The organism is Winogradskyella epiphytica (assembly GCF_003217215.1).
GTDB classification, from domain to species: domain Bacteria; phylum Bacteroidota; class Bacteroidia; order Flavobacteriales; family Flavobacteriaceae; genus Winogradskyella; species Winogradskyella epiphytica.
This window is the reverse complement of record NZ_QJTD01000027.1, coordinates 1-4,327: the sequence shown is the minus strand read 5'-3', so window position 1 is coordinate 4,327 and position 4,327 is coordinate 1. Positions and strand designations below refer to the sequence as shown.

The 4,327-nt window shown below is 41.4% G+C and carries 1 protein-coding gene; it reads right to left on the bottom strand.

The genetic code is table 11. The annotated features are described in order from the left end of the window. A partial coding sequence (locus DFQ11_RS14775) for a T9SS type B sorting domain-containing protein (protein WP_110476647.1) occupies nucleotides 1–4,327 on the bottom strand: 4,327 nt, incomplete at both ends.

Genomic DNA, 4,327 nt, shown 5'->3' with positions numbered 1-4,327 from the left:
TATCGTTTCAAGGTAAAATGGGCTTTAAATTCTTTGCGTTCACCGGTTAGAGGTTCGTCGTATTCTACTGTAAACCAGTAATCACTCGTTGGCATACTATTGCCATTAAACGTTCCGTCCCATCCTTCGCCAGTTGGACTGAGTTGTTTTAACAACTTTCCGTATCGGTCAAATATATAAATTTTTGCATTAGCACCAATACCTTCAATGTTCCAAGTGTCATTATTTCCGTCTCCGTTTGGTGTAAAATATAATGGGTAATCTAATACAAATACAGTCTCCGTGGTTAATCCACAACCGTTTCGATCTCTAGCGGTGATGTAATGACTTCCTGCGGATACATTGCTAAATACACCTTCATCTTGCCATGGACCGCCATCTAAACTGTATTCAAATACGCCGCCTATGCCTCCTACTCCTGTAGCCACTGCTTCTATAACGTTGTTATCTCCAAAAGCTTGTGTTACCACACTCACTTGTAACGATGGTGGCTCACTTTCTATAACTTCTGTAGTGTCTTCATTAGTACAACTCGTCACTGTAGAGGTGCTGATATCGGTTACAAAAACATGATAACTACCTCCTTGAGTTGGCATAATACTCGGTCCATTCTCACCCACAAGCTCAGCGCCATTATAACTCCACACGAAGGTATAATCTCCAGCTGCTAAGCCGGTATCTATGACTAATGGTTCTAAAGCTTCAGTGCCATTGGTATTTAAACATAGCGTATAACTATCTGCTAAATCAAAGTTTGGTAATGGGTTAACTTGTAAGGTTAGCTCAGCCACTTCATAACAGATAGAGCTATCTGCTCCTGTCCCATCCGGCGTATCATTATCTACGCGTGCATAAATCACTTGTGGGTTCACCACATTCTCATATAAGGTTGGTAATGGATTGGTATAAAGATTAGCATCTTCTTCGGTTGCATAATAGGTCACAATGTAATTAGCGGCATCTTGACCGTCTAAGATGTCATCGTCCATAGTGGTTAAATCAAATTGTACACTATCATTAGATGGATCACCATCAATCTCCATCTCATCATCACATAATTCGTACACAATAGGCTCCATATCTGGGTTCGCTTGTGCAGCTTCATGCACCTCGATATTAAAGCTCTGTGTACTGATGGAACAACCGGTCTCATTATTGGTAATCCTTACAAAGATTTGTTGTGGGTTAGTGGTGTTTATATAAGGACTTACTAATCCATTAGCCCCGCCTTCGGCATCTGCAAGTGTCGCATGATAGCTCACGGTAAATAATGTCGGGTCTTGTCCGTTTAGTACTTCTTCATTTTTTGTACTTAAATCAAAACTATCAATCCCATCAGTGAAAAGCTCACATTGAATCATATCGGTTACCGCTACCACCTCTGGTAATGGATGAACCACTATCGTAAAGTCGACTAACTCATAACAGCCTGTAGCATTATTAGTCACTCTTACATAGATTTCTTGTTGTGGTGTTTCAATATTGGTATACTGCGTTGGGTCTGGTATGGCGTTAGTACCTAAGTTAGCAGCATTCAAGGTCTCATAATAACTTGCTGTTACTCCGGCTTCACCATTAAGAATAAGCACTTCATTCTCTGTAAGGTCAAACACTTCTACACCATCTCCTGTATTTACATCATCACATAATTCTATATTAGGTAACAACTCGCTTGGCGTTGGTGTTGGGTTGGGCAATACTCGAATTGTAAGTGTTACAAAGTCTACACAACCTGTATTGGTATCTGTAACCACTGCATAAAGGGTTTGAGGGTTAGCATCTAATCCGTTTACCGATGTGTTCGTGTATTGTGTTGGGTCTTCTATCGCGTTCTGTTGTGCTTGCGCATCGGCATTTGTTTCATAGTAAGCGACTGACCAACTTCCGTTACCTCCTGTAATCTCATTATCTTTCACAGTAAGGTCAAAGACCGTGATTTCGTCTCCTGGTGTTTCACCAAGATCATCACAAACACTTAACTGTGTAGGCTGTACTGCTACTGGTGGCAAGGATACCATCAGTTCAAACTCTCCAGTGTCATAACATCCCGTGCTTGGATCGTAGAGACGCACATAAATGGTTTGTGGGTTTCCAGTATTGGTGTAGTTCCCTACATTGATAATTGGGTTTGTTCCACTATCGGCATTGGCTGCACTTACATGATAAGTCAATTGTACCTCTGTTGGATTCTGACCGTTTAAAATCTCTTCATCCTTAGTGGTTAAGTCAAACTGAGCAATGCCATCATTATCGGTATCACATATTGTATAAGGCTCTATGGCTGTTGGCACTTCTGGTGCTGGGTTCACAATAAGCTCTAATCGATTAGTTGTTAAACTGTAGCAACCGGTTAAGGTATTCTCTGAACGTACAAAGATGAACTGATGATGAGCTACAATATTTGTATATAATCCAGTAATTGCATTGTTGCCTTGTTCTGCATCTGCTAATGTTTCGTGATAAGTGATAGCCACGTTTGGCTCTCCGTTAGTAATCTCTATCGTGCGTTGTTCTAAATCGAACTCTGCAAATCCATCATTATCATCATCACAAACCTCTATTGGAGTTGGATTCGGTTCTGGTGATGGAATAGGATCCACTCTCAGTGTAATGGTCACCGTATTATAACAGCCCGTTACGTCGTTTTCTGCTCTTACAAAAATGGTCTGAGCATTGATAGTGTTCACATAAGGACTTGAAATTGGGGCCGTCGCATTATCAGCGTCTAATTGCGTTTCGTAATACGTTAACGTAATTCCTGTTTGTCCGTTTAAGATCTCCTCATTAGCATCTTCTAAAGTGAAAGGCTCTTTCTCATCTCCTGGGTTATTGACATCACAAAGTTCTAATGGGGCTGGTGTTACCAAAACTGGTAAAGCGTTTACAATAAGCTCTAAGCTAATTGTCTTATAACAACCCTCGGTCGTGTTATCCTCTACACGTATCCAAATCGTTTGGTTAAATGCCACTGTATTGGTAAAAGCTGTTGGATTTGCGATAGGGCTAGTTGCCGTTTCTGCATCATCTTCACTCAAATAGTAGCTTACCATATACTGTGCTGGGTCTTGACCATTAAGCACCTCGTCATTTTTTAAGGTAAGATTAAATTCAGCATAGCCATCGGCTGAGATATCATCACAAACCTCTAATGGTGTTGGCTCAATGAGTTGTGGTGTCGGTTCTACGATTAACTGTAGTTCTACAATAGTAGCACAGTCGGTAGCGATGGTGCTACTCTCTACTCTTGCATAAAGTGTTTGTGTATTCACTACGATATTCGAATAGCTTACTGTAGTATCTACAGCATCTACACCATTTAGAGCATTGACCATCGTTTCATGGTAAGTCACCTCTAATCCTGGGGCGCCGCCTGTAATCTCGGCATCGGCATCAGTCAATGTAAACTCGCCAAAACCATCGTTATCTGGATCACAGTAATACAACGGTTGTGGGGTATTAGCTATAGGAGCTTGTTGTACGATAAGTTCTAAACTTGTAGTTGTGTAACATCCTGTATTCGTATCCTCTACACGTACAAAAATGATTTGTCCATTACTTGTATTGGTGTAAAGCGTTGGTAAAGCATTGGCATCTGATCCTGCTTCCGCCTCTGCTAAGGTCTCATAGTAACGTACAGCGTATCCTGGGTTACCTCCTGTAATTTCACCATTCTTCAAACTTAAGTCCATCTGCGTTAATCCGTCTGGAGTCCCATCGTCACATACCTCTAATGGGCTTGGATCTATGGCCGTTGGTAAGGCATGTACAATAAGATCAAAAGTGGTGGTTCCGTAACAATCGGGATACGTAGGATCCTCTACTCTTACATAAATCGTTTGTTGGTTTGCCGTTGTGTTTGTATAGGTTGAAGGCAAGCTATTTGCACCGGTATTCGCATCGTCTTGAGAGTCATGGAAAGTCACCTCATAAATATTAGAATCCTGACCTCCTAAAATAACGCCTTCTTGACTGCCTAAATCAAAACTCGCAAAACCATCGCCACTCACATCATCACAAGTTTCTAAGTTGTTTGGCGCTGTGGCTAAGGCTCTGGTATTCACTATGAGGTCAAATACCGCATTTGGTGAGAAATTATAACAGTTAGCATCTGCCACACTTTCTACTCTTACGAAAATAGGTTGTGGATTAACGGTATTGGTATAGTTTAATGGTAAAGCACCATCTCCTAAATCAGCCTCCGCCGCACTTAAGTGATAAGTTACCGTGAAGTCTGCTGCTGATTGCCCGCCTAAAATCGAAGCCGTTTGAGCACTTAAATCGAAACTCTCGAAGCCGTCGTTGCTGTTGTCATCGCATAACTCCATGT